General features: G+C 72.0%; 2 protein-coding genes. Both read left to right on the forward strand.

Features of this window, described 5'->3' with window-relative positions; genetic code table 11:
* The coding region (locus ITP53_RS55100; RefSeq protein WP_195903439.1) for a serine hydrolase domain-containing protein at nt 1-624 on the forward strand (624 nt) is incomplete at its 5' end.
* A gap of 132 nt (nt 625-756) precedes the next feature.
* Nucleotides 757-1,914 (forward strand): serine/threonine-protein kinase (locus tag ITP53_RS55105; protein WP_195903440.1); only part of this gene is annotated, 1,158 nt, incomplete at its 3' end.

Here is a 1,914-nt window from a genome sequence, read left to right on the forward strand (position 1 = left end):
CCCGTTGAAGCCACGCAACCTTCCACCGGGACCGGCGCTCCCGCCGCAGCCGGTGCTCCCGCCGCAGCCGGTGCTTCCGATGGAGCCGGTGCTCCCGATGGGAGTGCGCGGCCCGGCGGTGGTGGGGCGGGGGACGTGCTGGCCGAGATGGCGCGTGCTGCGCTCGATCCCGGGAGCCTGATGAACCGGGCGCTCGGCAACCCGAGCATGCGGCTGCTCCCCGGCGGCGCGAACAACCCCGTCATCCTGCGCGCCGGCTGGCCCGCCGCCGGGGTCGTCACCACGGCGCGCGGGCTGGCCGGGTTCTACCGCGCGCTGATCGCCGGCGACCTGCTGCGACAGGAAACGCTGCGGAACGCCCTCCAGCCCCGCGTGAACGGCCCCGACCGCGTCCTGTTGTTGAACACCTCCTTCGGGCTCGGTTACATGCGGCCGTCGATGACGTTCGTGACGCCGTCGCCGACCGCGTTCGGGCACTCGGGCATGGGCGGCTCGATCGGCATCGGCGATCCTGAGCGCGGCCTGGCCATCGCGTACGTCATGAACAAGATGGCCGGCGCCGTCACCGGCAACCTGCGCGGCATCCGCCTGCTGCAGGCCGCGTACGCGTCGCTCCCGCAGTGAGGCGCGGTGTCATCCGGAGATCATCCGCCACGTAGCGTTATTTGGGGATGACGTACGGCGAAATATCTCCAGTCGTGACAACCCACACCCCGGGTGAGACCGTCGAATCGGAAGACGGCTTCCTTGTGGGGGTTGGACTTGGTCCCTGGTTACCGTGAAGTACGCCAGCTCGGCGCCGGCCGTACCGGTCGCGTGTTCCTCGCCACCTACCAGTCGACGGGCGCCTACGTGGCGATCAAGTACCTGAACGCCACGCTGCGCAGGGACACCGAGTTCATGGACCGCTTCCGGGCCGAGACCCACGAGCTGGTCGAGATCGACGACCCGAACGTGGTCAGGTGCTACGAGTACGTCGAGACCGCCACCAGGGCCGCCATCGTCATGGAACTCGTGGACGGCGTGTCGCTGCGTACGTTACTGACCGAGCACGGCCGGACCAGCCCCGAGGCGGCGCTGGCCGTGCTCAAGAGCACGCTCCTGGCGCTGGCCGCGGTCCACGAACGGGGTGTGCCGCACCGCGACGTCAAGCCGGAGAACGTCCTCGTCCAAGCCGACGGCACCAGCAAGCTGGCGGACTTCGGCGTCGTCGTGCACGCGGAGGAGCCGGGCGTGCCCGCGGGCAGCCCCGAGTACATGTCCCCCGAGCTGTGGACACAGGACCGGGCCGGGCCGCCGGCGGATCTGTACGCGGCCGCGTGCGTGTTGTTCGAGGCGGTCAAGGGACGGCCGCCCTACCGGGCGCACAAAGAGGACGCGGAGCTGGACGTTCCCGCGCTGCGGGACAAGCACCTGGTCGAGCCGGTCCCGATCGAGGTCGCCCCCGACACGCTGCGCGACCTGCTCAAGCGGGGGATGGCCAAGGACCCCGCGGCCAGGTACGCCTCGGCCGGGCAGTTCGCCGCGGAGTTGGAGGAGGACGCGGTCGCCGGGTACGGCCCCGACTGGGAGAAGCGCGGGCGGCGGCACCTGGCAGAGCTGGCCACCCTGCTCGCGCTCCGCTTCCCGCTGGCCAGGACCGACCACCCGGCCGGCGCCACGGCGACCCTCCGGGACCGGATGTCGCGGATGCCCAGGCTGCCACCGCACCTCTGGGTCGCGGGCGCGACGGTGGTCGCGGTGGCGATCGCGCTCGTGATGTCGGGCGGGCGCCTGCCGCCGGGGCCCGGCGCGATCCTCATGCCGCCACCCGAGACGCAGAGCGAAGAACCCGACCCCGCCGACGCCACCACCCCCCGCCCGAGCCGCACGAACACCGCCCCCAGACGGACGACGCCCCCACCGCGCGCCACC

Origin of the sequence: Nonomuraea cypriaca (assembly GCF_015645445.1) — a bacterium.
In the GTDB taxonomy this organism is placed as follows: Bacteria; Actinomycetota; Actinomycetes; order Streptosporangiales; family Streptosporangiaceae; genus Nonomuraea; species Nonomuraea cypriaca.